General features: G+C 75.0%; 23 protein-coding genes. 16 read left to right on the top strand and 7 right to left on the bottom strand.

The features are described from left to right. Positions 1–52 precede the first annotated feature (52 nt). Positions 53–1195, bottom strand: coding sequence for a TDT family transporter (locus ACIA5F_RS22240; protein ID WP_399355563.1), 1143 nt, complete (start codon positions 1193–1195; stop codon positions 53–55). A gap of 70 nt (positions 1196–1265) precedes the next feature. Here ACIA5F_RS22240 and ACIA5F_RS22235 point away from each other — a divergent pair, with 70 nt between their 5' ends. Continuing rightward, on the top strand, positions 1266–2195 hold the full coding sequence (locus ACIA5F_RS22235) for a LysR family transcriptional regulator (protein WP_399355561.1): 930 nt from the start codon (positions 1266–1268) through the stop codon (positions 2193–2195). 182 nt (positions 2196–2377) lie between these two features. Here ACIA5F_RS22235 and ACIA5F_RS22230 read toward each other — a convergent pair whose 3' ends face one another. Together ACIA5F_RS22230 and ACIA5F_RS22225 are read right to left on the bottom strand one after the other, a co-directional pair. Next, positions 2378–3097: a gamma-glutamyl-gamma-aminobutyrate hydrolase family protein gene (locus tag ACIA5F_RS22230; protein WP_399355559.1), complete on the bottom strand. Its 720-nt coding sequence runs from the start codon at positions 3095–3097 to the stop codon at positions 2378–2380. A gap of 589 nt (positions 3098–3686) precedes the next feature. Then, positions 3687–4433 (bottom strand): FadR/GntR family transcriptional regulator, encoded by a 747-nt coding sequence (locus tag ACIA5F_RS22225; RefSeq protein ID WP_399355557.1) that lies wholly within the window; start codon positions 4431–4433, stop codon positions 3687–3689. Positions 4434–4510: 77 nt separating this feature from the next. Between ACIA5F_RS22225 and ACIA5F_RS22220 the strand changes: the two genes are divergently transcribed. The 3 genes from ACIA5F_RS22220 to ACIA5F_RS22210 all read left to right on the top strand — a co-directional run bounded on the left by ACIA5F_RS22220 (position 4511) and on the right by ACIA5F_RS22210 (position 8258). Then, complete coding sequence (locus ACIA5F_RS22220; RefSeq protein WP_399355555.1) at positions 4511–5893, top strand: glutamine synthetase family protein; 1383 nt, start codon at positions 4511–4513, stop codon at positions 5891–5893. Positions 5894–6021: 128 nt separating this feature from the next. Beyond that, positions 6022–7386: an aldehyde dehydrogenase family protein gene (locus tag ACIA5F_RS22215; protein WP_399355554.1), complete on the top strand. Its 1365-nt coding sequence runs from the start codon at positions 6022–6024 to the stop codon at positions 7384–7386. A 5-nt stretch (positions 7387–7391) separates the two neighbouring features. Further along, on the top strand, positions 7392–8258 hold the full coding sequence (locus ACIA5F_RS22210) for a 3-oxoacyl-ACP reductase (protein ID WP_399355552.1): 867 nt from the start codon (positions 7392–7394) through the stop codon (positions 8256–8258). Between the two features lie 21 nt (positions 8259–8279). Here ACIA5F_RS22210 and ACIA5F_RS22205 read toward each other — a convergent pair whose 3' ends face one another. After that, positions 8280–9482 carry an amino acid deaminase/aldolase gene (locus ACIA5F_RS22205; protein WP_399355550.1) on the bottom strand — a complete coding sequence of 401 codons (1203 nt, stop codon included), beginning with the start codon at positions 9480–9482 and terminating at the stop codon, positions 8280–8282. 167 nt (positions 9483–9649) lie between these two features. Between ACIA5F_RS22205 and ACIA5F_RS22200 the strand changes: the two genes are divergently transcribed. Genes ACIA5F_RS22200 through ACIA5F_RS22190 form a run of 3 tightly spaced genes read left to right on the top strand, consistent with a single transcriptional unit; the run spans position 9650 to position 12456 of the window. Continuing rightward, positions 9650–10501, top strand: a complete 852-nt coding sequence (locus ACIA5F_RS22200; RefSeq protein WP_399355548.1) for a hypothetical protein — start codon at positions 9650–9652, stop codon at positions 10499–10501. Beyond that, complete coding sequence (mycP, locus tag ACIA5F_RS22195) at positions 10498–11694, top strand: type VII secretion-associated serine protease mycosin (protein WP_399355546.1); 1197 nt, start codon at positions 10498–10500, stop codon at positions 11692–11694. Before ACIA5F_RS22200 ends, mycP begins: the two co-directional genes overlap by 4 nt. A 21-nt stretch (positions 11695–11715) precedes the next feature. Next, a complete protein-coding gene (locus ACIA5F_RS22190; protein WP_399355544.1) occupies positions 11716–12456 on the top strand; it encodes an SseB family protein in 741 nt (246 codons plus the stop codon). An 88-nt stretch (positions 12457–12544) separates the two neighbouring features. Here ACIA5F_RS22190 and ACIA5F_RS22185 read toward each other — a convergent pair whose 3' ends face one another. After that, a complete protein-coding gene (locus tag ACIA5F_RS22185; RefSeq protein WP_399355542.1) occupies positions 12545–12946 on the bottom strand; it encodes a DUF1844 domain-containing protein in 402 nt (133 codons plus the stop codon). Between the two features lie 325 nt (positions 12947–13271). Between ACIA5F_RS22185 and infC the strand changes: the two genes are divergently transcribed. From infC to ACIA5F_RS22145, 8 genes are all read left to right on the top strand, one after another. Beyond that, positions 13272–13994 carry a translation initiation factor IF-3 gene (gene infC / locus ACIA5F_RS22180; RefSeq protein ID WP_399355540.1) on the top strand — a complete coding sequence of 241 codons (723 nt, stop codon included), beginning with the start codon at positions 13272–13274 and terminating at the stop codon, positions 13992–13994. Between the two features lie 105 nt (positions 13995–14099). Further along, a complete protein-coding gene (gene rpmI, locus ACIA5F_RS22175) occupies positions 14100–14294 on the top strand; it encodes a 50S ribosomal protein L35 (RefSeq protein ID WP_030387121.1) in 195 nt (64 codons plus the stop codon). A 103-nt stretch (positions 14295–14397) separates the two neighbouring features. Then, complete coding sequence (gene rplT, locus ACIA5F_RS22170; protein WP_399355538.1) at positions 14398–14784, top strand: 50S ribosomal protein L20; 387 nt, start codon at positions 14398–14400, stop codon at positions 14782–14784. A 172-nt stretch (positions 14785–14956) separates the two neighbouring features. Further along, positions 14957–15817 carry a TrmH family RNA methyltransferase gene (locus ACIA5F_RS22165; RefSeq protein WP_399355536.1) on the top strand — a complete coding sequence of 287 codons (861 nt, stop codon included), beginning with the start codon at positions 14957–14959 and terminating at the stop codon, positions 15815–15817. A 56-nt stretch (positions 15818–15873) separates the two neighbouring features. Then, positions 15874–17052, top strand: coding sequence for an ATP-binding protein (locus tag ACIA5F_RS22160; RefSeq protein WP_399355534.1), 1179 nt, complete (start codon positions 15874–15876; stop codon positions 17050–17052). 143 nt (positions 17053–17195) lie between these two features. Continuing rightward, complete coding sequence (gene pheS, locus ACIA5F_RS22155; RefSeq protein WP_399355532.1) at positions 17196–18323, top strand: phenylalanine--tRNA ligase subunit alpha; 1128 nt, start codon at positions 17196–17198, stop codon at positions 18321–18323. Beyond that, positions 18323–20866, top strand: coding sequence for a phenylalanine--tRNA ligase subunit beta (pheT, locus tag ACIA5F_RS22150; RefSeq protein WP_399355530.1), 2544 nt, complete (start codon positions 18323–18325; stop codon positions 20864–20866). Before pheS ends, pheT begins: the two co-directional genes overlap by 1 nt. 173 nt (positions 20867–21039) lie before the next feature. Continuing rightward, complete coding sequence (locus ACIA5F_RS22145) at positions 21040–22257, top strand: SpoIIE family protein phosphatase (RefSeq protein ID WP_399355528.1); 1218 nt, start codon at positions 21040–21042, stop codon at positions 22255–22257. Between the two features lie 82 nt (positions 22258–22339). Here the strand turns inward: ACIA5F_RS22145 and ACIA5F_RS22140 are convergent, their stop codons facing one another. Then, positions 22340–23233, bottom strand: a complete 894-nt coding sequence (locus ACIA5F_RS22140; RefSeq protein ID WP_399355526.1) for a 3-hydroxybutyryl-CoA dehydrogenase — start codon at positions 23231–23233, stop codon at positions 22340–22342. A gap of 153 nt (positions 23234–23386) precedes the next feature. Between ACIA5F_RS22140 and ACIA5F_RS22135 the strand changes: the two genes are divergently transcribed. Further along, positions 23387–24661, top strand: a complete 1275-nt coding sequence (locus tag ACIA5F_RS22135; RefSeq protein ID WP_399355524.1) for a glycoside hydrolase family 10 protein — start codon at positions 23387–23389, stop codon at positions 24659–24661. A gap of 96 nt (positions 24662–24757) precedes the next feature. On the opposite strand, the gene ACIA5F_RS22130 is transcribed toward ACIA5F_RS22135, so the two are convergent. Continuing rightward, the gene (locus ACIA5F_RS22130) at positions 24758–24964 is read right to left on the bottom strand and encodes a DUF1918 domain-containing protein (RefSeq protein ID WP_399355522.1); all 207 of its coding nucleotides are present in this window, start codon (positions 24962–24964) and stop codon (positions 24758–24760) included. Position 24965: the final 1 nt, after the last annotated feature.

Raw genomic sequence — 24965 nt, 5'->3', positions numbered from 1 at the left:
TCCACCGCACCGGACGCCGCGGGCCTACCGGCAAACCTTTCCGGTCACAGCACTAGCCGGCAGGGGCAGGGGCAGGGGTGGCCGGCAGGTGGCCGGCGCGCAGGCCGCGCAGGGTGTGGGCGGCGGCCGTCAGCCAGGCGGTCAGCAGGCCGAGGAAGAGGGCGCCGGCCAGCCAGGCGAAGGCGGTCAGCCCGGTGTGGCGGGCCAGCCCGGCGGCTCCGGTGACACAGGTGCCGACCGGGAAGGTCAGGGCCCACCAGGTCATCGTGAACCCCATCCCGCGCCGGGCCGCCCGGACCAGCATGGCCCCGGCGAGGGCCAGCCACAGCAGCGCGAAGCCGAGGACGGGCACCCCGTAGACGACGGCGAGGGCGCCGAGCGCCCCGGCCCAGGGGGCGCCGGGCGTCAGGGGCGCCATGTCTGCGAACTGGTTCACGGCGGTGGTGGACTGGCCGAGGGGGCCCAGGACCAGGAAGAGCGCCGGGGTCAGGGCCAGGGGCAGCGGGCCGTGCAGGATCAGCCGGCCGAAGACCAGCGGGAGCATCAGGAGCGTGGCGATCAGGCTGACGCCGAAGAGGGCGTAGCAGCCGAGCAGCACGGCCTCGCGGGCCTGGCCCGCGGGCAGGTGGGGGATCAGGAGCGGGCCCAGCGCCGCCGAGACCATCGGGGCGACCAGGGGGAGCAGCCAGACCGGGGTGGCCTGTTCGGCCACGACCCGGTGCCGGACCACCATCAGGTAGGGCACCGCCACCGCCGCCAGCAGGCCGGTCACCGTACCGGCGGTGAAGAGCACGGCGTCCACGGCGACGGCCGCGCCCACCCCGATCAGGTCCTTGCCGACGGTGAGCGTGCCGGCGCCGACGGCCAGCAGCGCCATCGGCAGGCAGCCGTAGAAGGGGGCGACGGCGGGGTCGAGGAGATGGGCGCGGGCCTGGTCCCGGTGGTGGACCCAGTGCCCGGCCCGGGCGGTGAGCAGCACGGCGAGGGCCACCGCGGACAGCGCCCAGACGAACAGGCAGGCCACCCGCAGGCCGGGGAGCCGGTACGGGAGGACCGCGCCGGCGTTGGCGACGATCGCGGTGCCCATCACGCAGGCGTACCAGTTGGGGCCGAGGTGGCGCAGGGCCGGGAACCGGTGGGTCCGGGGCGCGGCCCTGCCGGTGGTGGGGCGGGGGAGCGCGAGGGTGGTGGCCATGGCTCCAGCCTCGCTCGGGGACGGGTAGGAAGGCAGGGGCCGTCTTCCTATGAGGCCATAAACTGCTGTTATGGGTAACGAGGAGTGGGTTCCGCTGGCGCACCGGGTACCGGACCTGGGGGCGATGGAACTGCTGCTCGCGGTCGCGCGTATCGGCAGCCTGAGCGGCGCGGCCCGGCGGCTGGGCATCACCCAGCCCGCCGCGAGCAGCCGCATCCGGGCGATGGAGACCAGGCTCGGCGTGGCCCTGGTGGACCGGTCGCCGCGGGGCTCGACCCTGACGGCGGAAGGCGCGCTGGTCACCGACTGGGCCCGGCGGGTGGTGGAGGCGGCGGAGGCGTTCGACGCCGGGGCGCAGGCCCTGCGCGGGCGCCGTGACTCGCGGCTGCGGGTGGCCGCCAGCATGACCATCGCGGAGTACCTGCTGCCCGGATGGCTGATCGCGCTGCGCGGCCAGCGCCCCGGGACGGCGGTCTCGCTGCACGCGGGGAACTCGGCGGCCGTCGCCGGACAGGTCCTGGCCCACGCGGCGGACCTCGGCTTCGTGGAGGGGCTGACGGTGCCGGAGGGCCTGGACTCGGCGGTGATCGCCCAGGACCGGCTGGTGGTCGCGGTGGCCCCGGCCCACCCCTGGGCCCGGCGCTCGCGCGGGGTCCAGGCGGACGAGCTGGCCGCGACGCCGCTGATCCTGCGCGAGTGGGGTTCGGGCACCCGGCAGGTACTGGGCGCCGCGCTGGCCGGGTACGGAGGGCTCGCCGAGCCGCTGCTGGAGCTGGCCTCGACCACGGCGGTGAAGGCGGCGGCGCTGAGCGGCGCGGGGCCGTGCGTCCTGTCCGAGCTGGCGGTGGGGGACGAGCTGGCGGCGCGGCGGCTGGTGGCCGTGCCGGTGGCCGGGGTGGCGCTCGACCGGGAGCTGCGGGCGGTCTGGCCGGCCGGCTGCCGCCCGGCCGGACCCGCCCGCGACCTGCTCTCCCTGACCCGCCGGCGGCCCTGCCCCTGACCGGGGGCCTGCCCTGGCCGGGGGCCGGGCGCCTCGCCGCCGGGCGCCCCGCCGGGCGGCCGGGGCCCGGCGGGGCCCGGCGGGGCGGGGGCGGCGGCGAGGGCGCGGGCGCGGTACCGCCAGGCCCCGGCCCACCCGCACGGGGGACCCGGTCGCCCGTAGGGACCGGGTCCCCCCGGGACCTACACGCCCGCGAGCCGCGCCGGGTCCGCCGTGCGAACCGTGGCCGCCTCGACCAGGGCGGTCATCACCCGGGTGTCCCGGTCGCGCTCCGGGTGCCACTGGACGCCGAGCGCCCAGGGGGCCGAGCCGGGCAGTTCGATCGCCTCCACCGTGCCGTCCGTGGCGTGGGCCGAGGCGACCAGTCCCCGGCCCAGGCGGTCGACGGCCTGGTGGTGGTAGGTCGGTACCTGCGCCTCCTCCGGGACCAGCGCCGCGTACCGGGTGCCGGGCACCGGGCGTACCGGGTGCCAGGCGGTGACGCCGGGGGTGCCCTCGTGGCCGTCGATGTGCTGGACCAGGGTCCCGCCCAGGACCACGTTCAGCGCCTGCATGCCCCGGCAGATGCCGAGCAGCGGGGTCCCGGCCTCCAGCGCGGCGGCGATCAGGGCCAGCTCCCAGTCGTCGCGCACCGTGGCGGGGGAGCCGGTGCGGGGGTCGCGGGCGGCGCCGTAGTGGACCGGGTCCACGTCGGGGCCGCCCACCACGACCAGGCCGTCCACCCGGCGCAGTACCTCCGCCGCCGTTCCGGGCCGGTCGGGCGGGAGCAGTACGGCGGCGCCGCCCGCCGCCTGGACGAGTGCGTGGTACCCGGTGGGCACGAGGGACGCCGGGACGTCCCACACCCCGTAACGGGTGGATTCCTCCACGTAGGTCGTGATGCCGATGAGCGGCCTGTGCACGGTGCTACCTCCAGTGATCGGGGGCCGGAACCCGTCGTGCGCGTCGGACTGTCTGTCGGATCTGTCTGTCGGATCTGTGCGTCGGACCGTAGAAGCCGGATCGTGTGGCCGGATCGTGCACCTCCGCGCGACCGGGCCGGGACCGGTCGGTGACCGGTCCGGACGTGGCCGCGGGACCGGGCCGGGACCGGCCCGGGATCGGGTGCGGTCGGGCGGGGCGCGGGATCAGGGGCGGGGTCGGTATCGGGGGGTCAGGATTTCAGCCACGGGTCGACTCCGCCTCGGCTCGCGCCAGCGCCGCGCACCGCTCCCGGGCTCCGGTGCCACCGGGTGGCGCCGGTGGTGGAACGCGGAGCGGGCGGGGGCAAAGCCACCGGTGGAGGCCCGGGTCGCACCCCGGGCCCCGGCCCGGGGTGCGGCGGCGTCGGCCGCCCGTACCCTCGTCCGGAGCAATGGTATTGAGCCATACCTTTACTCCGAACGGGTGGAGCGGGCGCGACCCGTGCGGCGGTACGCGGACGGCCCACCGGGGCCCCGGCGGCCCCTCACCCGCCCCGGCGGCCTGCCCTCCCGCCCGCCGCCGCGCCGCTCAGGCCAGGAAGCCGCGCAGCAGCGCCGCCGTGCCGCAGCAGTGCTCGCGCATCGCCGCGCGCGCCGCGTCCGCGTCCCGTTCCAGCACCGCCCGTACCAGCGCGGTGTGCTGCCGCTGGGAGTGCTCCAGGTTGCGCACCAGCAGCGGGATGCAGTCCAGCAGGTCGTTCACGGTGGCCCGGACGGCCGCGTACTGGGCCGTCAAGGTGGCCGATCCGGCCAGTTCGCACAGGGCGAGGTGGAAGAGGGTGTCCCGCCTGCGGTAGTCGGCCAGCGGGGCGTCGTGGGTGGCGGCCAGGGCGGTGCGCAGCCGTGCGGAGCCCTCCTGGGGCAGCCCCTGGGAGGCGCACAGCCCGGCCGCGCCGACCTCCAGGACCTCGCGGAAGCGCAGCACGTCCTCGATGTCCACGCCCGCGACCCGCCGGCGCAGCTCCGCCTCGCCGCCGGCCGCCGGGGTGTCGGGGCGGGGCAGCACAAACGTTCCGCCGTACCGCCCGCGCCGGGCCTCCACCAGTCCCTGGTCCTGGAGCACCTTGAGGACCTCGCGCAGCGTGACCCGGCTGATCCCCATCCGCTCCGCCAGCTCGCGCTCGGGCGGCAGCCGTTCGCCGCCCGGCACCAGTCCCAGCCGGACCACCTGGAGGATCTGCTCCAGGGCCTCCTCGAAGCCGTTGCCCGCCCGTACCTGACGCAGTACCGGGTTCAGCCGCGCGATCGCGTCACCTCCGCCCGCCGTGCCGGTCATCTCGCTCCCGCCCCTTCCCAAGCAATGGTTCTCTTCAATACCTTAGGCTCCCCCGGCTCACCGAAGGAGAGATCCCCGTGGTAGACCGCACGCCACCGCTCACGCCAGAGGAGCTCCGGGCCCTCGTCGCGAGCGGTGAGATCGACACCGTCGTCCTCACCTTCCCCGACATGCAGGGACGGCTCCAGGGGAAGCGGTTCGCCGCCCGGTTCTTCCTGGACGAGGTCCTCGCGCACGGCGCCGAGGGCTGCAACTACCTGCTCGCCGTCGACACCGAGATGAACCCCGTCGACGGCTACGAGATGGCCTCCTGGGACCGGGGCTACGGCGACTTCGCCATGCGCCCCGACCCCTCCACCCTGCGCCGGACCCCCTGGCACCCCGGCACCGCCCTCCTCCTCGCCGACCTCGCCTGGCACGACGGCTCGCCCGTCGTCGCCGCGCCCCGCCAGATCCTGCGCCACCAGCTGGAGCGCCTCGCCGGACACGGCTACACCGCGATGGCCGGCACCGAGCTGGAGTTCATGGTCTTCCAGGACACCTACGAACAGGCGTGGAACTCCGGCTACCGCGGCCTGACCCCCGCCAACCAGTACAACACCGACTATTCCGTCCTCGGCACCGGCCGCATCGAGCCCCTGCTGCGCCGCATCCGCAACGAGATGCAGGCGGCGGGCCTGGTCGTGGAGTCCGCGAAGGGGGAGTGCAACCTCGGGCAGCACGAGATCGCCTTCCGCTACGACGAGGCGCTGACCACCTGCGACCAGCACGCCGTCTACAAGACCGGGGCGAAGGAGATCGCCGCCCAGGAAGGTGTCTCGCTCACCTTCATGGCCAAGTACGACGAGCGCGAGGGCAACTCCTGCCACATCCACCTCTCGCTCAACGACAGTGACGGACACAGTGCGATGGCCGGGGAGGCGCCGGAGGGGACGGACCACCGAGGCGCCATGTCCCCCGTGATGCGGCACTTCCTGGCCGGACAGCTCGCCGCACTGCGCGACTTCTCCCTTCTTTACGCCCCCAACATCAATTCGTACAAGCGTTTCCGGCCCGGATCGTTCGCCCCCACCGCCGTCGCCTGGGGCCCGGACAACCGGACCTGCGCCCTCCGGGTGGTCGGCCACGGCCGCTCCCTGCGCTTCGAGAACCGCCTCCCCGGCGGCGACGTCAACCCCCACCTCGCCGTCGCCGGGCTGGTCGCGGCCGGGCTCCACGGCATCGAGAACCGCCTGGAGCCACCCGCCCCCTGCACGGGCAACGCGTACGCCGCCGACCTGGCCCGGGTCCCCACCACCCTGCGCGAGGCCGCCGAGCTCTGGGAGAACAGCCAGATCGCCAAGGCCGCCTTCGGCCCCGAAGTGGTCGCGCACTACCTGAACATGGCCCGCGTGGAACTCGACGCGTACGACTCCGCCGTCACCGACTGGGAACGGCGCCGCTCCTTCGAACGCCTGTGACCCGCCGGGCCACCGGTCCCCGCACCCCGGACCCCGGACCCGCGCCCGGCCCGCCCCCGCCGCCCCGCGCACCCCGTACGCCCCGTACGCCCCGTACGTCACCGAACCGAACGACTGGAAGGCACCACGTGTCCGACGCGCTGGAAGTGCTGAATCCGGCCACCGAGGAACTCGTCGCCCTCGTCCCGGCCACCACCCGGGGCGACGTCGACGCCGCCGTCGTACGGGCCGCCGCGGCCCAGCGCGGCTGGGCCGCCGCCGCCCCGGCCGACCGGGCCCGGCTGCTGCGCCGCTTCGCCGCCGTCGTCGACGCGCACACCGAGGAACTCGCCCGCCTGGAGGTCCGCGAGGCGGGCCACACCATCGGCAACGCCCGCTGGGAGGCCGGCAACGTACGCGACCTCCTCGACTTCGCCGCCGGGGGAGTCGAGCGGCTCTCCGGACGGCAGATCCCCGTCGCCGGCGGGATCGACGTCACCTTCCTCGAACCCCTCGGCGTCATCGGCGTCATCGCCCCCTGGAACTTCCCCCTGCCGATCGCCGCCTGGGGCCTGGCCCCGGCCCTGGCCGCGGGCAACGCCGTTCTCCTCAAACCCGCCGAGACCACCCCGCTCACCGCACTGCGGCTGGCCGCGCTGGCCCTGGAGGCGGGCCTGCCCGAACACCTCTTCCAGGTCCTCCCGGGCCGCGGCGACGTGACCGGGGACGCGCTCGTCGAACACCCCGGCGTCGCGAAGATCGTCTTCACCGGGTCCACCCGGGTCGGCCGGCAGATCATGGCCAAGTGCGCCGCCCGGGTGAAGCCGGTCACCCTCGAACTCGGCGGCAAGAGCCCCAACATCGTCTTCGCCGACGCCGACCTCGAAGCCGCCGCGGCGGCCACCCCCATGTCCTTCCTCGACAACACCGGTCAGGACTGCTGCGCCCGCACCCGCATCCTCGTCCAGCGCTCCGTCCACGACCGCTTCCTCGCCCTGCTCGCCCCGGCCGTCGAACGCGTCCGGGTCGGCGACCCGTCGGACGAGAGGACCCAGATGGGCCCGCTCATCTCGCGCGCCCAGCTGGAACGCGTACGGTCCTTCGTCACCGGGGACCTCACCACGGTCCGCGGCGCCACCCCCGGGGGACCCGGCTTCTGGTACCCGCCGACCCTCGTCACGGGCGTCTCCCCCACGGCTCCCGTGGCCACCGAGGAGGTCTTCGGGCCCGTCGCCGTCGTCCTGCCCTTCGAGGACGAGGAGGACGCCGTACGCCTGGCCAACGCGACCGAGTACGGCCTCTCCGGCTCCCTGTGGACCCGCGACATCGGCCGCGCGCTGCGGGTCTCGCGCGCCGTCGCCGCCGGGAACCTGTCCGTCAACTCCCACAGCAGCGTCCGTTACTGGACCCCCTTCGGCGGTTACAAGCAGTCCGGGCTCGGCCGCGAGCTCGGACCCGACGCCCTCACCGCCTTCACCGAGACCAAGAACGTCTTCATCAGCACGGAGGTCTGAACCCCATGTCCCCATCCGGCACCCCGTCCGGCACCACCCCGGACCCCGCGTCCGCCACCGAGGCCGTCACCACGTCCGCCACCGCGTCCGTCTGCCGCCGCCTGGTCGGCCGCACCGCCGTCATCACCGGAGCCGGCAGCGGCATCGGTCTCGCCACCGCCCGCAGGCTCGCCTCCGAAGGCGCGAACGTGGTCTGCGCCGACATCGACGAGGCCACCGGGAAGGCCGCCGCCGAGGAGGTCGGCGGCCTCTTCGTCCAGGCCGACGTCACCGACAAGGAACAGGTCGACGCCCTCTTCCGGACCGCCTTCGACACCTACGGCTCGGTCGACATCGCCTTCAACAACGCGGGCATCTCGCCCGCGGACGACGACTCGATCCTCCTCACCGGGCTCGACGCCTGGAAGCGGGTCCAGGACGTCAACCTCACCTCCGTCTACCTGTGCTGCAAGGCCGCCCTCCCCTACATGCGGGCCCAGAAGCGCGGCTCCATCATCAACACCGCCTCCTTCGTGGCCCTGATGGGCGCCGCCACCTCCCAGATCTCCTACACCGCCTCCAAGGGCGGCGTCCTGGCCATGTCCCGCGAACTCGGCGTGCAGTTCGCCCGCGAGGGCATCCGGGTCAACGCCCTGTGCCCCGGACCGGTCAACACCCCGCTCCTGCGGGAGCTGTTCGCCAGCGACCCCGAACGCGCCGCCCGCCGCCTCGTCCACATCCCGGTGGGCCGGTTCGCCGAGGCCGAGGAGATCGCCGCCGCGGTCGCCTTCCTGGCCAGCGACGACTCCTCCTTCGTCAACGCCGCCGACTTCGTGGTCGACGGCGGGATCGGCGGCGCGTACGTGACCCCCCTCTGGGAGCCGGAAGGGTAACCCCGGCCGCGGGCCGAAGGCTCACAGGAAGGTGCGGCCCTCGCCCCGGTAGGTCGGGGCGGTGGCCGTCACCCGGTCGCCCTCCACCAGGTGCAGCACGTCGAACCGCTCGCACAGCTCCCCCGCCTTGGCGTGCCGGAACCACACCCGGTCGCCGATCAGCAGGTCGTCGGCCGGGGAACCGAGCAGCGGCGTCTGCACCTCGCCCGCGCCCTCCCGGGCGTCGTACCGCAGCCCCCGCGGAAGGTACGGCTGGGGCAGCCGGTCCGCCCCGGCCGCCCCGGACGCCGGATAACCGCCACCGAGGACGGTGACCACCCCCACCCCGGGCCGTCTGACCACGGGCTGCGCGAAGAGCGCCGCGGGCCGCCCCCGGAAGGAGGTGTAGTGGTCGAACAGCCGCGGCACGTAGAGGCCCGACCCCGCCGCGACCTCCGTCACCGCCGCCTCCGCCGCCGTCCGCCCGACACTGCCGGTGCCACCGCCGTTGACGAACTCCAGCCCCGGGACGACGGCGCGCACGGCGCGCACCGCCTCCGCGCGGCGGACCGCGAGCTCCCGGCGGGCCGCGCCCTGCATCAGCCGGACGGCCCCGGACCGCAGCGGCCGTCCGGGCAGCGCGTCCCCGACCCCGGCCACGTGGCCCTCGTACGCCATCACGCCGACGACGCGGAACCCGGGCCGGGCGGTGACCGCGCGGGCCAGGCCGGCCAGGGCCGCGGGCTCGCGCACCGGCGAGCGCCGGGCCCCCACCCGGACCCTGCCGCCCAGCAGGTGCAAGGAGGTGTCCAGCTCCAGACAGACCCGGATCTCCTCGGCCCCACCGCCGCGGAAGCGGTCGATCAGCTCCAGCTGGGCCGGGTCGTCGACGGTCACCGTGACGGCCGCGGCCAGCGCCGGGTCCGAGGCCAGCGCGGCGAAGCCCGCGCGGTCGGCCGACGGGTACGCCAGCAGCACGTCCCCGAACCCGGAGCGGGCCAGCCACAGCGACTCGGCCAGGGTGTACGACATGACCCCGGCGAACCCCGGCCGGGCCAGCACCCGTTCGAGCAGGGCGCGGCACCGGACGGACTTGCTGGCCACCCGGACGGGCTTGCCGCCGGCCCGGCGCACGAGATCGTCGGCGTTGGCGTCGAACGCGTCGAGGTCCACGACGGCCAGCGGCGCGTCGAGATGGGCGGTGGCCCGGTCGTACCGGGCGCGGTCGGCGTCGGGGGAGTTCATGCGCGGCAGCCTGCCAGACCGTTCTACCGGCGGGTAGGGGTCCGGGCCGGGACGTGCGGGGAGCGCCGGTCCGGCCCCCGCACACCGCCCGCCCCGGACCGGGGCGCGCCGGGGGGACCGTAGAGTAGCGCCAGGCAGCCGTACGGAACGGGGGGCGGAGCCGCCGGATGACCATGTCGACACCACGGGCCGAGGCACCGGCCGAGCCCGGTCCGCCCGCCCGCCCGCCCCGCAGGACCGGCCGGGTCCTCGCCGCCGTCCTGTCCGCCCTGGCCGGGGCCGGGCTCCTCGCCGCGGCAGCCGCCGAGACCTGGGCCGGACACCGCGCCGCCGACCGCACCCCCGCCGCCGGGGCCGCCTACCGCAAGGCCGCGTCGCTCTGGCGGGACACCCCCGTGGACACCCTCTTCCCGCCCGTCCTGGACGGGCGCGGGGCCGGGCCCGGCGGCGCCGACCGGAGCTGGACCCGGACCGCGCTGGCCCCCGACGCCGACTGCCCGGCCGCGCTCGCCCCCGACTGGCAGACCCTGCTGGCCCCCACCGGCTGCACCCGGGTGCTCCGCGCCACCTACACCGACGCCACCCGCAGCTCCCTGGTCACCGTCGGCCTGGTCTTCACCCCCGCCCTCCTCACCCCCGCCGGGGCCCCCGCACCGTCCCCGCTCACCGGCCGCCTCACCGCCCCGCCCGGCTACGGCTTCGCCGACGACCGGCGCGCCGCCTGGACCGCGTCCGTGCTCGCCGAGGCACCCGTCGTCGTCTACACGGTCTCCGCCTTCGCCGACGGCCGCCGCCTGGAGGAGCCGCCCCGCCCCGCGCGGGAGCTGACGGACCGGGACGCCGCCGCAGCCGTGGCCCGCGCGGGCCTGGGCCACGAGGCCGAAGCCGTCGCGGACCGCTTCGGACGGGCCCTGCGGACCCTCGCCGCGCCCCCGCCCGAGGACATCCGGCCGACGCCGTCCCGGCCGCCCGCGAAGGCCGCCCCGCTCCCCGCGCCCGCCCCGGAGCCCGCCCGATGAGCGCCGCCCGCACCGCCGCGGCCCTCGCCCTCGCCACCCTCCTCGCGGGCGCCGCCGCGCCCCCGGCCGCCGCCGACACCATCCGGGACCGCCAGTGGGGCTTGCTGGCCCTGCGCGCCGAGGAGGCGTGGGGCACCACCCGGGGCGACGGCGTCACCGTCGCCGTCCTCGACACCGGCGTCGACGCCACCCACCCCGACCTCGCCGGGCAGGTCCTCGACGGCACCGACCTCGTCGGCATGGGCGCCGGGCGGGGCGACCGCTCCTGGGCCCGCCACGGCACCGCCATGGCGAGCATCATCGCCGGGCACGGCCACGGCCCCAGCCGGGGCAAAGGCGTCCTCGGCATCGCCCCGCAGGCCCGCATCCTGCCGGTCCGGGTGATCCTGGAGGAGGGCGACCCGGGCCGGGCCAAGGCCCGCGACAGCAAGGGCGGCGCCCTCGCCCAGGGCATCCGCTGGGCCGCCGACCACGGCGCCGACATCATCAACCTCTCCCTCGGCGACGACAGCGACTCCGCCCACCACGAGCCCGCCGAGGACGCGGCCGTCCAGTACGCCCTGGCCAAGGGCGTGGTCGTCGTCGCCTCCGCGGGCAACGGCGGCGAGAACGGCGACCGGGTCTCCTACCCGGCCGCCTACCCCGGGGTCATCGCCGTGACCGCCGTCGACCGGCGCGGCGGCCGGGCCGCCTTCTCCACCCGCAACTGGTACGCCACCGTCAGCGCCCCCGGCGTCGACGTCGTCATCGCCGACCCCGACCGCTCCTACTACGAGGGCTGGGGCACCAGCGCCGCCGCGGCCTTCGTCTCCGGCGCCGTGGCCCTCGTCAAGGCCGCCCATCCGGAACTCTCCCCGGCCCAGGTCAAGAAGCTGCTGGAGGACACCGCCTCCGCCCGGCCGCCCGGCGGCCGGGACGACGCCCGGGGCCACGGCCTGGTCGACCCCGTCGCCGCGCTCCAGGCGGCGGACGCGACACGCCCCGAGCCGCCCGTGCCCACCCCCGCCCCGGCCGGCTCCCGCTACTTCGGCCCCGGCCCCGGCCCCGAACCGGTCCGCCCGCCCGGACGCGCCGTCCGGCCGGGCGCCCCGGCGGCGGCGGTCGCCGGGGCGGCGCTCCTCGCGCTCGCCGCCGCACTGGCCCGGCGACCCCGGCAGGGCACCCGTCGCCGGGGACCGGACGCGGCCGAGTAGGGTCGGGTCACTGTGGCGAACATGGCGAACAAGAACATTCCCGACCCCGGCTTCTCCGACGACGACGGCTCCGCCGACCCCCGGCTGAGCCAGGCCCTGGCCGCCTGGGCCGCGGACCGGTCGCGGGAACCGCAGGTGCTGGCCGCCCTCAGGGACGCCCGCCTGCTGGTCCCCGTCGTGGCCGTCCTCGGCGAGGCCGAGACCGACCCGCTGACCGGGCTGCGGCGCGAGAAGAGCAGCGACATGGCCGTCCCGACCCTGCGGGCGGGGGACCGGCGCGCCCTGCCCGCCTTCACCTCCACCGCCTCGCTGGCGCTCTGGGACCCGTCGGCCCGGCCGGTGGCGGTCCCGCTGCACCAGGCGCTGGCGGCGCTGGCGCACGAGAAGGCCGACACCCTGGTCCTGGACCTGGCCGGCCCGGTCACCTACCAGCTCACCGGCTCCGCGCTGCTCGCCCTCGCGGAGGGCCGCACCGACGCCGGCCCGCTCGCCGACCCCGCCGTACGGGAGGCCGTACGGGCCGCCGTCTCGGCCGAGCCCGCCGTGCTCGCCGCCCACCTGGGCCCGGGCGGCGCCGACACCGACGGCACCCTCGCGATCGTGCTGGACGCCGGGGCGCAGGCCCCCGCGGCGGCCCGCCGGGTCGCCCGGGCCCTGGCCGCCGACGAGACCCTGCGCGCCCGCCTGGTGCGCGGCCTGGACCTGGCCCTGCTCCCGGCCGGGTCCCCGCTCCCGCCCGGCGAACCGCTGCTGCGCCGCTGAAACGGCGCCGGGGCGGGCACCGGAACCTTCCGGTGCCCGCCCCGGCGGTGCGGAGAACGGGTGGGTGCGGGACGCGTCCCGCACGGCATCAGGCGAAGACGGGGCCCGTGAACTTCTCGCCCGGTCCCTGGCCCGGCTCGTCCGGGACGAGGGACGCCTCGCGGAAGGCGAGCTGGAGCGACTTCAGGCCGTCCCGCAGCGGGGCCGCGTGGAAGGAGCTGATCTCGGTGGCGCTCGCCGTGACCAGCCCGGCCAGGGCCGTGATCAGCTTGCGGGCCTCGTCGAGGTCCTTGTGCGGGGAGTCCTGCTGGTCCAGGCCCAGGTTGACCGCCGCGGCGCTCAACAGGTGCACGGCCACCGTGGTGATCACCTCGACGGCGGGGACGTCCGCGATGTCGCGGGTCAGGGCGTCGTAGTCGGGGGAGGCGCCGTCGGCTCCGGCGGCGGTGTCGGCAGTGGCGGTGTCGTGGGCGGGGCGTGCGTCAGTCATGCGCCCCACGATATGCCGTGCGGTGGCCTTGCGGCGCTGGTGCTAGGATGGACAGCGACCGGTCGGACACGCATGTGCCCGGCCCACAAGTGGAGGCTCCGATCTCCCACCCGACCCCCCTCCGGGGAGGCGGGTCACCGGTCAGGCGGTATCCATCGTTCCGTACGGACGATGGAAAGCCGCCCGAGTCTGCGCCCCGCGGTTCGCATGCGGAGGTGCTCCGGTCTGTTTGGAGCCCCTGCCTGTGCCCGGCGGGGCTTTTTTCATGCTCCGCCGTGGTCGGTCCGACGGAGATTTCACGTCAGCGGCTGTCTGCCAGGCAGCCGTGTGGTGCTACCGAGGAGGCCCCATCAGCACCGAGCCCCGCATCAACGACCGGATTCGCGTTCCCGAGGTACGGCTTGTCGGTCCCAGCGGCGAGCAGGTCGGCATCGTGCCGCTTGCGAAGGCGCTTGAGCTCGCGCAGGAGTACGACCTCGACCTGGTCGAGGTCGCGGCGTCCGCACGCCCGCCGGTCTGCAAGCTCATGGACTACGGCAAGTTCAAGTACGAGTCGGCCATGAAGGCCCGTGAGGCGCGCAAGAACCAGGCGCACACGGTCATCAAGGAAATGAAGCTCCGGCCGAAGATCGACCCGCACGACTATGACACCAAGAAGGGTCACGTCGTCCGGTTCCTCAAGCAGGGCGACAAGGTCAAGATCACGATCATGTTCCGTGGTCGCGAGCAGTCCCGGCCGGAACTCGGCTACCGACTGCTCCAGCGCCTCGCTTCGGACGTCGAGGACCTCGGGTTCATCGAGTCGAACCCGAAGCAGGACGGCCGAAACATGATCATGGTCCTCGGTCCGCACAAGAAGAAGACCGAGGCGATGGCCGAAGCCCGCGAGGCGCAGGCCGCCCGCAAGGCCGAGCGCCAGGGCGTGTCCCTCACCGAGGACGAGGCTCCTTCCGAGGAGGCCCCCGTCGAGGTGGAGGAAGCCCCCGCCGAGGCGGCCGTGGTTCCCGAAGAGGCCCCGGCCTCTCCCGAGACACCTGCCGAGGCCTGAGTCCGAGGCAGCCCGTCCCGGATTCACCGACACAACATGACGCTCCGGTGAGCCGGTCCCGAAACGGACCGGCGGGAGCGCCACCGACGAGGAGATAACGGCGCTATGCCGAAGAACAAGACGCACAGCGGTTCCAAGAAGCGCTTCAAGATCACCGGCTCCGGCAAGGTGCTCCGTGAGCGCGCCGGCAAGCGCCACCTGCTCGAGCACAAGTCGTCCCGTGTCACCCGCCGCCTCACCGGCACCGCGGAGATGGCCCCCGGCGACGCCGCGAAGATCAAGAAGCTTCTCGGCAAGTGACGCTCTCCGCTCCCTTCACCGGGAGCGGCGACGTCAGGACCGGGACCCCATCGAATTCGGGCCGTGTGAAGACAACCGCGGCCCCGCTACAAGGAGTTAAAAAGTGGCACGCGTCAAGCGGGCAGTAAACGCCCACAAGAAGCGCCGGGCAATCCTCGAGGCGGCCTCCGGCTACCGCGGTCAGCGTTCGCGCCTGTACCGCAAGGCCAAGGAGCAGGTCACCCACTCGCTGGTCTACAACTTCAACGACCGCAAGAAGCGCAAGGGCGACTTCCGTCAGCTGTGGATTCAGCGCATCAACGCTGCCGCCCGCCAGAACGGCATGACGTACAACCGCCTCATCCAGGGTCTGAAGGCCGCCAACATCGAGGTGGACCGCAAGATCCTCGCGGAGCTGGCCGTCAACGACGCCAACGCGTTCGCCGCCCTCGTCGAGGCCGCGCAGAAGGCCCTCCCGGCCGATGTGAACGCGCCGAAGGCCGCCGCCTAAGGCTCACCGGCCGCTTCACGCGTCCGGTACGCACGGACCCGCAGGCGATATGCCTGCGGGTCCGTGCGCGTTCGCCCGCGTGACCGCCCGGCGCCTCCCCGCCCCGTGCCCCGGCAGCCCCGCACCGCCCCGGAGCCCCGCTCCGCCACCCCGAGAGAGAACCGCTGAGACCATGGGTACCCCCGCCGAGCTGATCTCCCCCCGATCCCCGCGGGTGGCCGCCGCCAGGCGCCTCGCGCGGCGCGCCTTCCGCACCAAGGAGCGCCGGTTCATCGCCGAGGGCCCGCAGGCGGTCCGCGAGGCCGTGGAGCACCGCGGCGCCGGGGGCGCGTCGACCCTGATCGAGCTGTTCGCGACCGTCGAGGCCGCCGAGCGGTACGCCGACATCGTCGACGCCGCGCTCGCCGCCGGGGTCCGGGTGCACTACGCCGGTGACGAGGTGCTCGCGGAGGTCTCGCAGACCGTCACCCCGCAGGGCCTGGTCGGCGTCTGCCACTTCCTGGACTCGCCCTTCGAGGAGATCCTCGCGGCCCGCCCCCGGCTGGTCGCCGTCCTCGCGCACGTCCGCGACCCCGGCAACGCCGGTACGGTGCTGCGCTGCGCGGACGCCGCCGGAGCGGACGCGGTGGTCCTGACCGACGCCTCCGTGGACCTCTACAACCCCAAGTCCGTACGCGCCTCCGTGGGCTCCCTCTTCCACCTCCCGGTGGCGGTCGGCGTCCCGGTGGAACAGGCCGTCCAGGGGCTGCGGGCCGCAGGGGTGCGCATCCTCGCGGCCGACGGGGCCGGCGAGGACGACCTGGACGCCGAGCTGGACGCGGGCACCATGGGCACCCCCTCGGCCTGGGTCTTCGGCAACGAGGCGTGGGGCCTGCCGCAGGAGACCCGGGCGCTCGCGGACGCCGTCGTGCGCGTCCCGATCCACGGCAGGGCGGAGAGCCTGAACCTCGCGACGGCCGCCGCGGTGTGCCTGTACGCGTCCGCGCGGGCACAGCGGGCTCCCGGAGGGTGCCGCTCCGTGACCCCCAGCTAGTAATGTGGCGGCCCGGGGGCCCACTGCGCTACTCGGAGATGTGGGGTACTGGGGACATGACCGTCGGGACGAACAGCTCACCGGAGGCCGCCGTGGCGGCCGGGTCGGGTCACGCCGGTACGCCGTCGGCCCCGCCCCTGCCGGGCCCGCCGCCCGGTGGTGCCGGTCAGACGTCCGGCGCCGGTCAGGGGGGCGGCTTCGCCGTCGACCCCGACGACCTGCCCGACGGGCTGGTCGTGGCCGACGGCACCGGCCGCGTCATCTGCTTCAACCGGGCCGCCGCCCGGATGACCGCCACCGACCCCGGCCAGGCCCTCGGCGCACGGATCGACCGGGCGCTGCCGCTGGAGGACCTCGAAGGCCGCCGCTGGTGGGCGCTGACCGACCCCTACGGGGGCCTGGCCACCCGGCGCGGCCAGCCCGAGCGGAACCTGCTGCTCCCCGGCGGCCGGGAGGTCCTGGTCTCCGCCCGGTACGTCCGCACCCACCCCACCGGCCCGCTGCGCCGCCTCGTCGTCACCCTGCGGGGCACCGAGGCCCGGCGCCGCACCGAGCGCAGCCACGCCGAGCTGATCGCCACCGTCGCGCACGAGCTGCGCTCGCCGCTGACCTCGGTGAAGGGGTTCACCGCGACCCTGCTCGCCAAGTGGGAGCGGTTCACCGACGACCAGAAGCGGCTGATGCTGGAGACCGTCGACGCCGACGCCAACCGCGTCACCCGGCTCATCGCCGAGCTCCTCGACATCTCCCGGATCGACTCCGGGCGGCTGGAGGTGCGCCGCCAGCCGGTCGACCTCGCCACCGCCGTCGGCCGCCACGTCCAGGCGCTCACCGCGAACGGCCAGGCCCCCGAGCGGTTCCTCGTCCGCGTGAGCCGTCCGCTCCCCGACTGCTGGGCCGACCCGGACAAGATCGACCAGATCCTCGGCAACCTGCTCGAAAATGCGGTGCGCCACGGCGAGGGAACGGTCACCATCGACGTGTCGCCGCACGAGAAGGGAACCGCCGTCACCGTGACCGACGAAGGCCCCGGAATCCCCGAGGAGTCGATGGCCCGCGTCTTCACCCGCTTCTGGCGGGGGAGCAAGCGCGGTGGCACCGGCCTGGGCCTGTACATCGTCAAGGGCATCGTGGAGGCCCACGGCGGCACCATCACGGTCGGCCGCGGCCCCGGCGGCGGCGCCGAGTTCCGGTTCATTCTGCCCGTGAGCGCCCCGGCCTACCTCACGCAGTGACCCTGCGGAGCGTCCCGCCAGGCGGCCCACGGGCCCCTCACACCTCCCGCGGCCTTTAGACTCGTCCTTTGGCACCTTTGCGTCCTTGTGTCGATCGTGTCGTGCGGGGACCCACCAGCCAGCCATCGGAAGTACGGGAAGAGATGTCGGCACCGAACAAGTCCTACGACCCTGTCGAGGTCGAGGCACTGAAACCGGAAGAGATCGAGCGCATGCGGGACGAGGCGCTCGCCGCCTTCGCGTCCGCCGGCGACCTCGACGAGCTTCGCGAGGCGAAGACGGCGCACATGGGCGACCGCTCGCCCCTGGCGCTCGCCAACCGTGAGATCGGAGCCCTGCCGCCGCAGGCCAAGGCCGAGGCGGGCAAGCGCGTGGGCCAGGCCCGCGGTGCTGTGAACAAGGCCTTCGGGGCCCGCACGGTCGCCCTGGAGGCCGAGCGCGACGAGCGGGTGCTGGTCGAGGAGGCGGTGGACGTCACGCTGCCCCACGACCGGGTCCCCGCAGGCGCCCGCCACCCCCTGACCACGCTGATGGACCGCATCGCGGACATCTTCGTGGCCATGGGCTACGAGGTCGCCGAAGGGCCCGAGGCCGAGGCGGAGTGGTTCAACTTCGACGCCCTCAACTTCACGCCCGACCACCCGGCGCGCCAGATGCAGGACACCTTCTTCGTCCGGGGCCCCGAAGGCACCGAGGGCGACGAGTCCGGTGTCGTGCTGCGCACCCACACCTCCCCGGTGCAGGCGCGGTCGCTGCTGGAGCGCAAGCCCCCGGTCTACATCGTGTGCCCCGGCCGCGTGTACCGCACCGACGAGCTGGACGCGACGCACACCCCGGTCTTCCACCAGGTCGAGCTGCTCGCCGTGGACGAGGGCCTGACCATGGCGGACCTCAAGGGCACCATGGACCACATGGTCCAGGAGCTGTTCGGCGAGGGCACCACCACGCGCCTGCGCCCGCACTTCTTCCCCTTCACCGAGCCGTCCGCCGAGATGGACATGGAGTGCTACGTCTGCCGCGGCGCCTCGGTGGGCAACCCCGACCGCCCCTGCCGGACCTGCTCCAGCGAGGGCTGGATCGAGCTGGGCGGCTGCGGGATGGTCAACCCCAAGGTGCTCATCGCCTGCGGTGTGGACCCCGAGAAGTACAGCGGGTTCGCCTTCGGGTTCGGCATCGAGCGGATGCTGATGTTCCGCCACAACGTGGAAGACATGCGAGACATGGTCGAGGGTGACGTCCGTTTCACCCGGCCGTTCGGGAGTGAGATCTGATGCGCGTCCCGCTTTCCTGGCTGCGGGAGTACGTAGACCTCCCCGCAGGTGAGACCGGCCGTGACGTGGCGGCCAAGCTCGTCGACGCCGGCCTTGAGGTCGAGACCGTCGAACAGCTCGGCGGTGGGCTCAAGGGTCCGCTGGTCGTCGGCCAGGTGCTGACGATCGAGGAGCTGGAGGGCTTCCGCAAGCCGATCCGTTTCTGCACCGTCGACGTCGGCGACGCCAACGGCACCGGCGAGCCGCAGGAGATCGTCTGCGGCGCCCGGAACTTCGCCGTCGGCGACAAGGTCGTCGTGGTCCTGCCCGGCGCGGTGCTGCCCGGCGACTTCGCGATCGCCTCGCGCAAGACGTACGGCCGCACCTCGCACGGCATGATCTGCTCCGGCGACGAGCTGGGCATGGGCGACGACGGCACGCACGGCATCATCGTGCTGCCGCACGAGCACGAGGTCGGCAGCGACGCGATCGAGCTGCTCCAGCTCGTCGACGAGGTCCTCGACATCGACATCACCCCGGACCGCGGCTACTGCATGTCCCTGCGCGGGGTGGCCCGCGAGGCCGCGACCGCGTACGGCCTGCCGCTGCGCGACCCGGCGCTGCTCGACGTGCCCGCGCCGAACTCGTACGGCTACCCGGTCACGATCGGGGACCCGGTCGGCTGCGACCGCTTCACCGCCCGCACGGTGACCGGCCTCGACCCCGAGGCGCGCTCCCCGCTCTGGCTCACCCGCCGCCTCCAGAAGGCGGGGATGCGCCCGGTCTCGCTCGCCGTCGACGTCACCAACTACGTGATGCTGGAGCTCGGCCAGCCGCTGCACGCCTACGACCGCTCGCGCGTCGACGGCACCATCGGTGTCCGCCGTGCCGAGCAGGGCGAGAAGCTCACCACCCTCGACGGCGTCACGCGCACGCTCGACGCCGAGGACCTGGTGATCACCGACAACAGCGGTCCCATCGGCATCGCCGGTGTCATGGGCGGCGCCGGCACGGAGATCGCCGACCCCGTCACGACGCCTTTCGACCCCTCCGGCTCGACCGGCCAGGTCACGGGCACCACGGACGTGGTCATCGAGGCCGCGCACTTCGACTCCGTGTCGATCTCGCGCACCGCCCGCAGGCTGAAGCTCTCCTCCGAGGCGTCCAAGCGCTTCGAGCGGGGCGTCGACCCGCAGACGGCCGCCGCCGCCGCACAGCGCACCGTCGACCTGCTCGTCCTGCTCGCGGGCGGCACCGCCGAGGCGGGCGTCACCGAGCTGACCTCCCCGGGAGCCCCGCGCACCATCGCGATGCGCGCGGACCACCCGGACCGGGTCGCGGGCATGGAGTACGGCCGCGAGACCGTCGTGCGCCGCCTCCAGGAGATCGGCTGCGACGTCTACGGGCAGGACGAGCTGGTCGTCACCGTCCCGTCCTGGCGGCCCGACCTCGCCGAGCCCAACGACCTCGCCGAGGAGGTCATCCGGCTGGAGGGGTACGGGAACCTCCCCTCGACCCTCCCGCAGGTGCCCTCCGGCCGCGGTCTGACCGCCCGGCAGCAGCTGCACCGCCGGGTGGGCCGCGCGCTGGCCGGCGCGGGCTACGTCGAGGTGCTGAACTACCCGTTCCTGGGCGTCCAGGTCCTCGACCAGCTCCAGCTGCCCGCCGACGACGCCGCCCGGCGGGTCGTCACCCTGGTCAACCCGATCTCCGACGAGGAACCGGCGCTGCGCACCACGCTGCTGCCGGGGCTGCTGAGCGCGCTGCGCCGCAACGACAGCCGGGGCAGCCACGACCTCGCGCTCTTCGAGACCGGTTCGGTCTTCCTCGCGGGCGAGCGGCCGGGGGTGGCCGTCCGGCTGCCCGTCGACCGCCGTCCCACGGACGAGGAGATCGCCACCCTGGACGCGGCCCTGCCCGCGCAGCCGCGGCACGCCGCGGTCGTGCTGGCCGGTGCCCGCGAGCAGGCCGGCTGGTGGGGCAAGGGCCGTCCGGCCGACTGGGCGGACGCGGTCTCGGCCGCGCGGGAGCTGGCCGCCGCGGCCGGCGCGGCGCTGGTGGTCCGCCAGGGCCGGTACGGCCCCTGGCACCCGGGCCGCTGCGCCGAGCTGGTCGTCACCGTCGACGGCGTCGAGCAGGTCATCGGCCACGCCGGTGAGCTGCACCCGCGCGTGGTCAAGGCGCTGGGCCTGCCGGCCCGTACCAGCGCGATGGAGCTCGACCTGGACCGCCTCGCGGCGGCCGGCGGCGAGACCCTCCGGGCGCCCCGGATCGCCTCCTTCCCGGTGGCCACCCAGGACGTCGCGCTGATCGTGGACGGGTCGGTCCCGGCCGCCTCGGTGGAGGCCGCGCTGCGCGAGGGCGCGGGCGAGCTGCTCGAATCGCTGCGGCTGTTCGACGTCTTCACCGGTGAGCAGGTCGGCGAGGGCAAGAAGTCCCTCGCCTACGCGCTGCGCTTCCGCGCGGCCGACCGGACGCTGACCGCCGAGGAGTCCACGGCCGCGCGCGACGCGGCGGTGGCCTTGGCGGGCGAGCGCACCGGGGCGGTGCTCCGGGGCGTCTGACCGCCTCTGATCCCGCCCGCCGAGGGGCGCGTCCGGACCACCGGACGCGCCCCTCACGCGTGCGCGGGCAACGGGGCAGCGGCTGCCTCACTCGTTCGGGTGGGAACGCGGGCGGCCCGTGTCCGGGCACCGCGTGGTGGACACAATCATCCGGCCGGAAGGGGAGGCCAGGGATGATGCGCGCGCAGACGCTCCAGGTGCGCCGGGTGTGCGTCCTCGGCTGGGCCGGGGCCGCGGTCTCCTGGGAGCTGTCCAGCCCCGGGCGGATGGCGGCGAGCCTGGCCACCTGCGTGGCCTTCCTGCTGCTGGCCACCGTGTGCGCCCTGCACATCCGGCGCGGTCTGCTGGCGCAGTTGCGGCGCTCGCAGGAGATCGCGGGCGCGGCGCAGCGGGCGGTGCTCCGGCCGCTGCCGGGCCGGATCGCCGGCCTGACCCCGGCGGCGGCGCAGCTCTCCGCGAGCCGGGGCGCGGCGGTGGGCGGCGACCTGTACGAGGCCGTGCCCACGGCGTACGGGGTGCGGGTGGTCATCGGGGACGTACGCGGCCACGGGCTGCCCGCGCTGGGCGCGGCGGCGGCGGTCCTGGGCGCGTTCCGCGAGGCCGCCTACGACGAGGTCTCCCTCGGCGGGGTCCTGCTCCGGATGGAGCGGGCCCTGGGCCGGCACGTGCGCGACCGCGCCCACACGGAGCACCCGCCGTCCGGGCCCGCCGGGCAGCACGCGCCCGCGGCGGAGGAGTTCGTGACGGTCCTGCTGCTCCAGATCGGGCGGGACGGCTCGCTCCGGGCCCTCAACTGCGGCCACCCCTGGCCCTATCTGATCCGCCCGGCGCCGGGCGTCCGGGCGGAGCGGGAGCGGCACGGGGCGCGGGTGCGGGCCGGTGCCCGCGGCCTCGCGCCCCGGTCCCCGGCCGAGCCCCGGGGCCCTGCCCGCCGCCCGGGCGCGGGGCGCCGGTACCGGGTCCGCCGTCCGGCGCGGCCCCGACGCGACGGACCTCCCGTGCCCGTGGCCCGGGTCCGCCCGCCCGCCGGGACCCGGGAGGGCACGGGCCGGGCGGACGGGCCGGGCAGTGGCGGCCGGGCGGAGGTCCGGGCGCTCGCCGGAGGCGAGACGCTGCCGCCGCTCGGCGTGGTACCGCTGCCGCCGGGGGTCCGGCCGCGGTTCTGCGGCCGGCTGCGGCCCGGCGAGACGCTCTTCCTGCACACCGACGGGGCGGAGGACGCCCGGGACCGGTCGGGCAGGTTCTTCCCGCTGCGGGGCGCCCTCGCGCGGGCGGCGGCGCTCGCACCCGCCCGGCTGGTGGCGGACGTGCACGCGGCCCTGCTGCGCCACACCGGCGGGCGGCTCACCGACGACGTGGCCCTGCTGGTCCTGCGCAACGACCGCGCCTGACGGCGCCGGGCCACCCCGGCCGGCGCCACCCCGTCCGGCTCCGGCCGGGGTGGGGCGCGGCGGGCGGCGGCCCTGCCGGGGCTCAGGCGTACGGGTAGAAGCCCGCGCCCGTCTTGCGGCCGAGGCGGCCCGCGTCGACCATCCGCTGGAGCAGCGGGGGAGCGGCGTACAGCGGCTCCTTGAACTCGGCGTACATCGAGTCCGCCACCGAGGCCACCGTGTCCAGGCCGATCAGGTCGGCCAGCTTCAGCGGGCCCATCGGGTGGGCGCAGCCGAGTTCCATGCCGTTGTCGATGTCCTCGCGGCTCGCGATGCCCGACTCGAACATCCGGATCGCGGAGAGCAGGTACGGGATGAGGAGGGCGTTCACCACGAAACCGGAACGGTCCTGGGCACGGATCGCGTGCTTGCCCAGCACGTCCCGCACCAGGGCCTCGGCGCGCTTGACCGTCTCGTCAGCCGTGGTCAGCGCCGGGATCAGCTCGACCAGCTGCTGCACCGGGGCCGGGTTGAAGAAGTGGATGCCGATGACCTGGTCGGGCCGTGAGGTCGCGACGGCCAGCTTGACCAGCGGGATGGAGGAGGTGTTGGAGGCGAGGATCGCGTCGGGGCGGGTGACCACCTGGTCGAGGACCTGGAAGATCTCCGTCTTGACCTGCTCGTTCTCCACGACCGCCTCGATGACGAGGTCACGGTCGGCGAACTCGCCGAGGTCGGTGGTGAAGGTGAGGCGGGCCAGGGTGGCGTCCCGCTCCTCCTCGCTGATCTTGCCGCGTTCGGCGGCCTTCGTCAGGGAGTTGTGCAGCCGGGTGCGCCCGATCTCCAGGGCCTCGCCGGTGGTCTCGGCGACCTTCACCTCAAGTCCGCTGCGGGCGCACACCTCCGCGATGCCCGCGCCCATCTGGCCACAGCCGACCACGCCGACGCGTGCGATATCGGTAAGGAGGTCCGTCACATCGTGCCTTTCGCCGCTCATCCATCGCGGGTCCCCCGGCCTGACCGTGGTCACTGCTCTCCGGCGCCCGCCACGCCCCCCGACGTTACCCCCGACCCTGACCCCCGTGGCGGGCCGGGGCGGGCATGCTGGGCCCAGGCAAGGCGATGTCACACAGCGGAAGGGGTTCGTCACATGACGCACATCGGGCGGCGGGGAGTGCTGGCGGGGGCCGCGGGGGTGCTGGCCGCGACGGCCACGGGTTCGGCGGCCCCGGCGCGGGCGGGGGAGCCCGGCGGGGCGGGGGCCGCCGGGCGGGAGTCCGGGTCCGGGTCCGGCGGGGACCGGCGGCGGGCCGGGCCCGCCACCGAGTTCCGCGGGATGTGGATCGCCTCCGTCGCGCACGTGGACTGGCCCTCCCGGGGAGGGCTGCCCGCCGGGGAGCAGCGGGCCGAGCTGCTCGCCCTCCTCGACACCGCCGTCGAGCGGCGGCTGAACGCGGTGATCCTCCAGGTCCGGCCGACCGCCGACGCGATGTGGCCCTCCCCGCTGGAACCCTGGTCGCAGTGGCTGACCGGGGAACAGGGCCGTGACCCCGGCTGGGACCCGCTGGGCACGGCCGTCGAGGAGGCGCACGCCCGGGGGCTGGAGCTGCACGCCTGGTTCAACCCGTACCGGGTGGCCAACCACACCGACCCCGGGCGGCTGGTGCCGGGCCACCCGGCCCGGCGCCACCCCGGCTGGGTGATCCCGTACGGCGGGAAGCTGTACTACGACCCCGGTCTGCCGGAGGTGCGCCATTTCGTCCAGGAGGCCATGCTGGACGCCGTCGGCCGTTACCCGGTGGACGGGGTGCACTGGGACGACTACTTCTACCCGTACCCGGTGGCGGGCCAGGAGTTCGGCGACGGCGCCTCCTTCGCCCGGTACGGCGCTTCCTTCGCCTCCCGTGGCGACTGGCGCCGCCACAACATCGACACCCTGGTGCGGGAGATGTCCGGGCGGGTGCGCGCGGTCCGGCCGTCCGCGCGGTTCGGCGTCAGCCCCTTCGGGGTCTGGCGCAACTCCTCGCGGGACCCGCTGGGTTCACCGACGCGGGCGGGCGTCGAGACCTATGACGACCTCTACGCGGACACCCGCAGGTGGGTCACCGAGGGCTGGATCGACTACATCGCGCCCCAGCTCTACTGGCCGATCGGCCACCAGTCCGCGGACTACGCCGCGCTCGTCCCCTGGTGGGCGCGGACGGTCGCGGGCACGGGCGTCGATCTGTACGTGGGGGAGGCGCTGTACCGCTGCGACGCGCGCAGCACCACCCCGGCCTGGCGCGACCCGGCGGAGCTGTCGCGCCACGTCCGGCTGGCCCGGGAGCACCCGGAGGTCCGCGGGCACGCCTGGTTCTCGGCGAAGCAGGTGGTCACGGACCCCAACGGGGCGCTGGCCCGGGTGATCGCCGACCACTACCGGTAGCGGCCGGGCCGTGGCGGCCCGGCCCCGGTGGGACGTCCGGGCCGGTTCCGGGCCGGGTTCGGGGGCAGTTCCGGGCCGGCTCCGGTCGGCCGCCGGTCAGCCCGGGAACTCGTCGTGGTCCTTGGGGTGGCGGACCACGCAGTCGGGTCCGGGGGCCATCAGGGCCTCGTGCCCGTCCTGGAAGCGGACCCGGTAGGGGGGTGTGCCGTTGTCCCCCAGGACCTGGAGGATCTCGCCCACCTTGTCGTTCTGTCCGACGATCCTGCCGTGCTGCACCAGCTGGTCGCCCTCGGTCGCGTGCATG

Source organism: Streptomyces sp. NPDC051567, from assembly GCF_044454165.1.
Lineage (GTDB): Bacteria > Actinomycetota > Actinomycetes > Streptomycetales > Streptomycetaceae > Streptomyces.
This window is presented reverse-complemented; position numbering and strand designations above follow the sequence as displayed.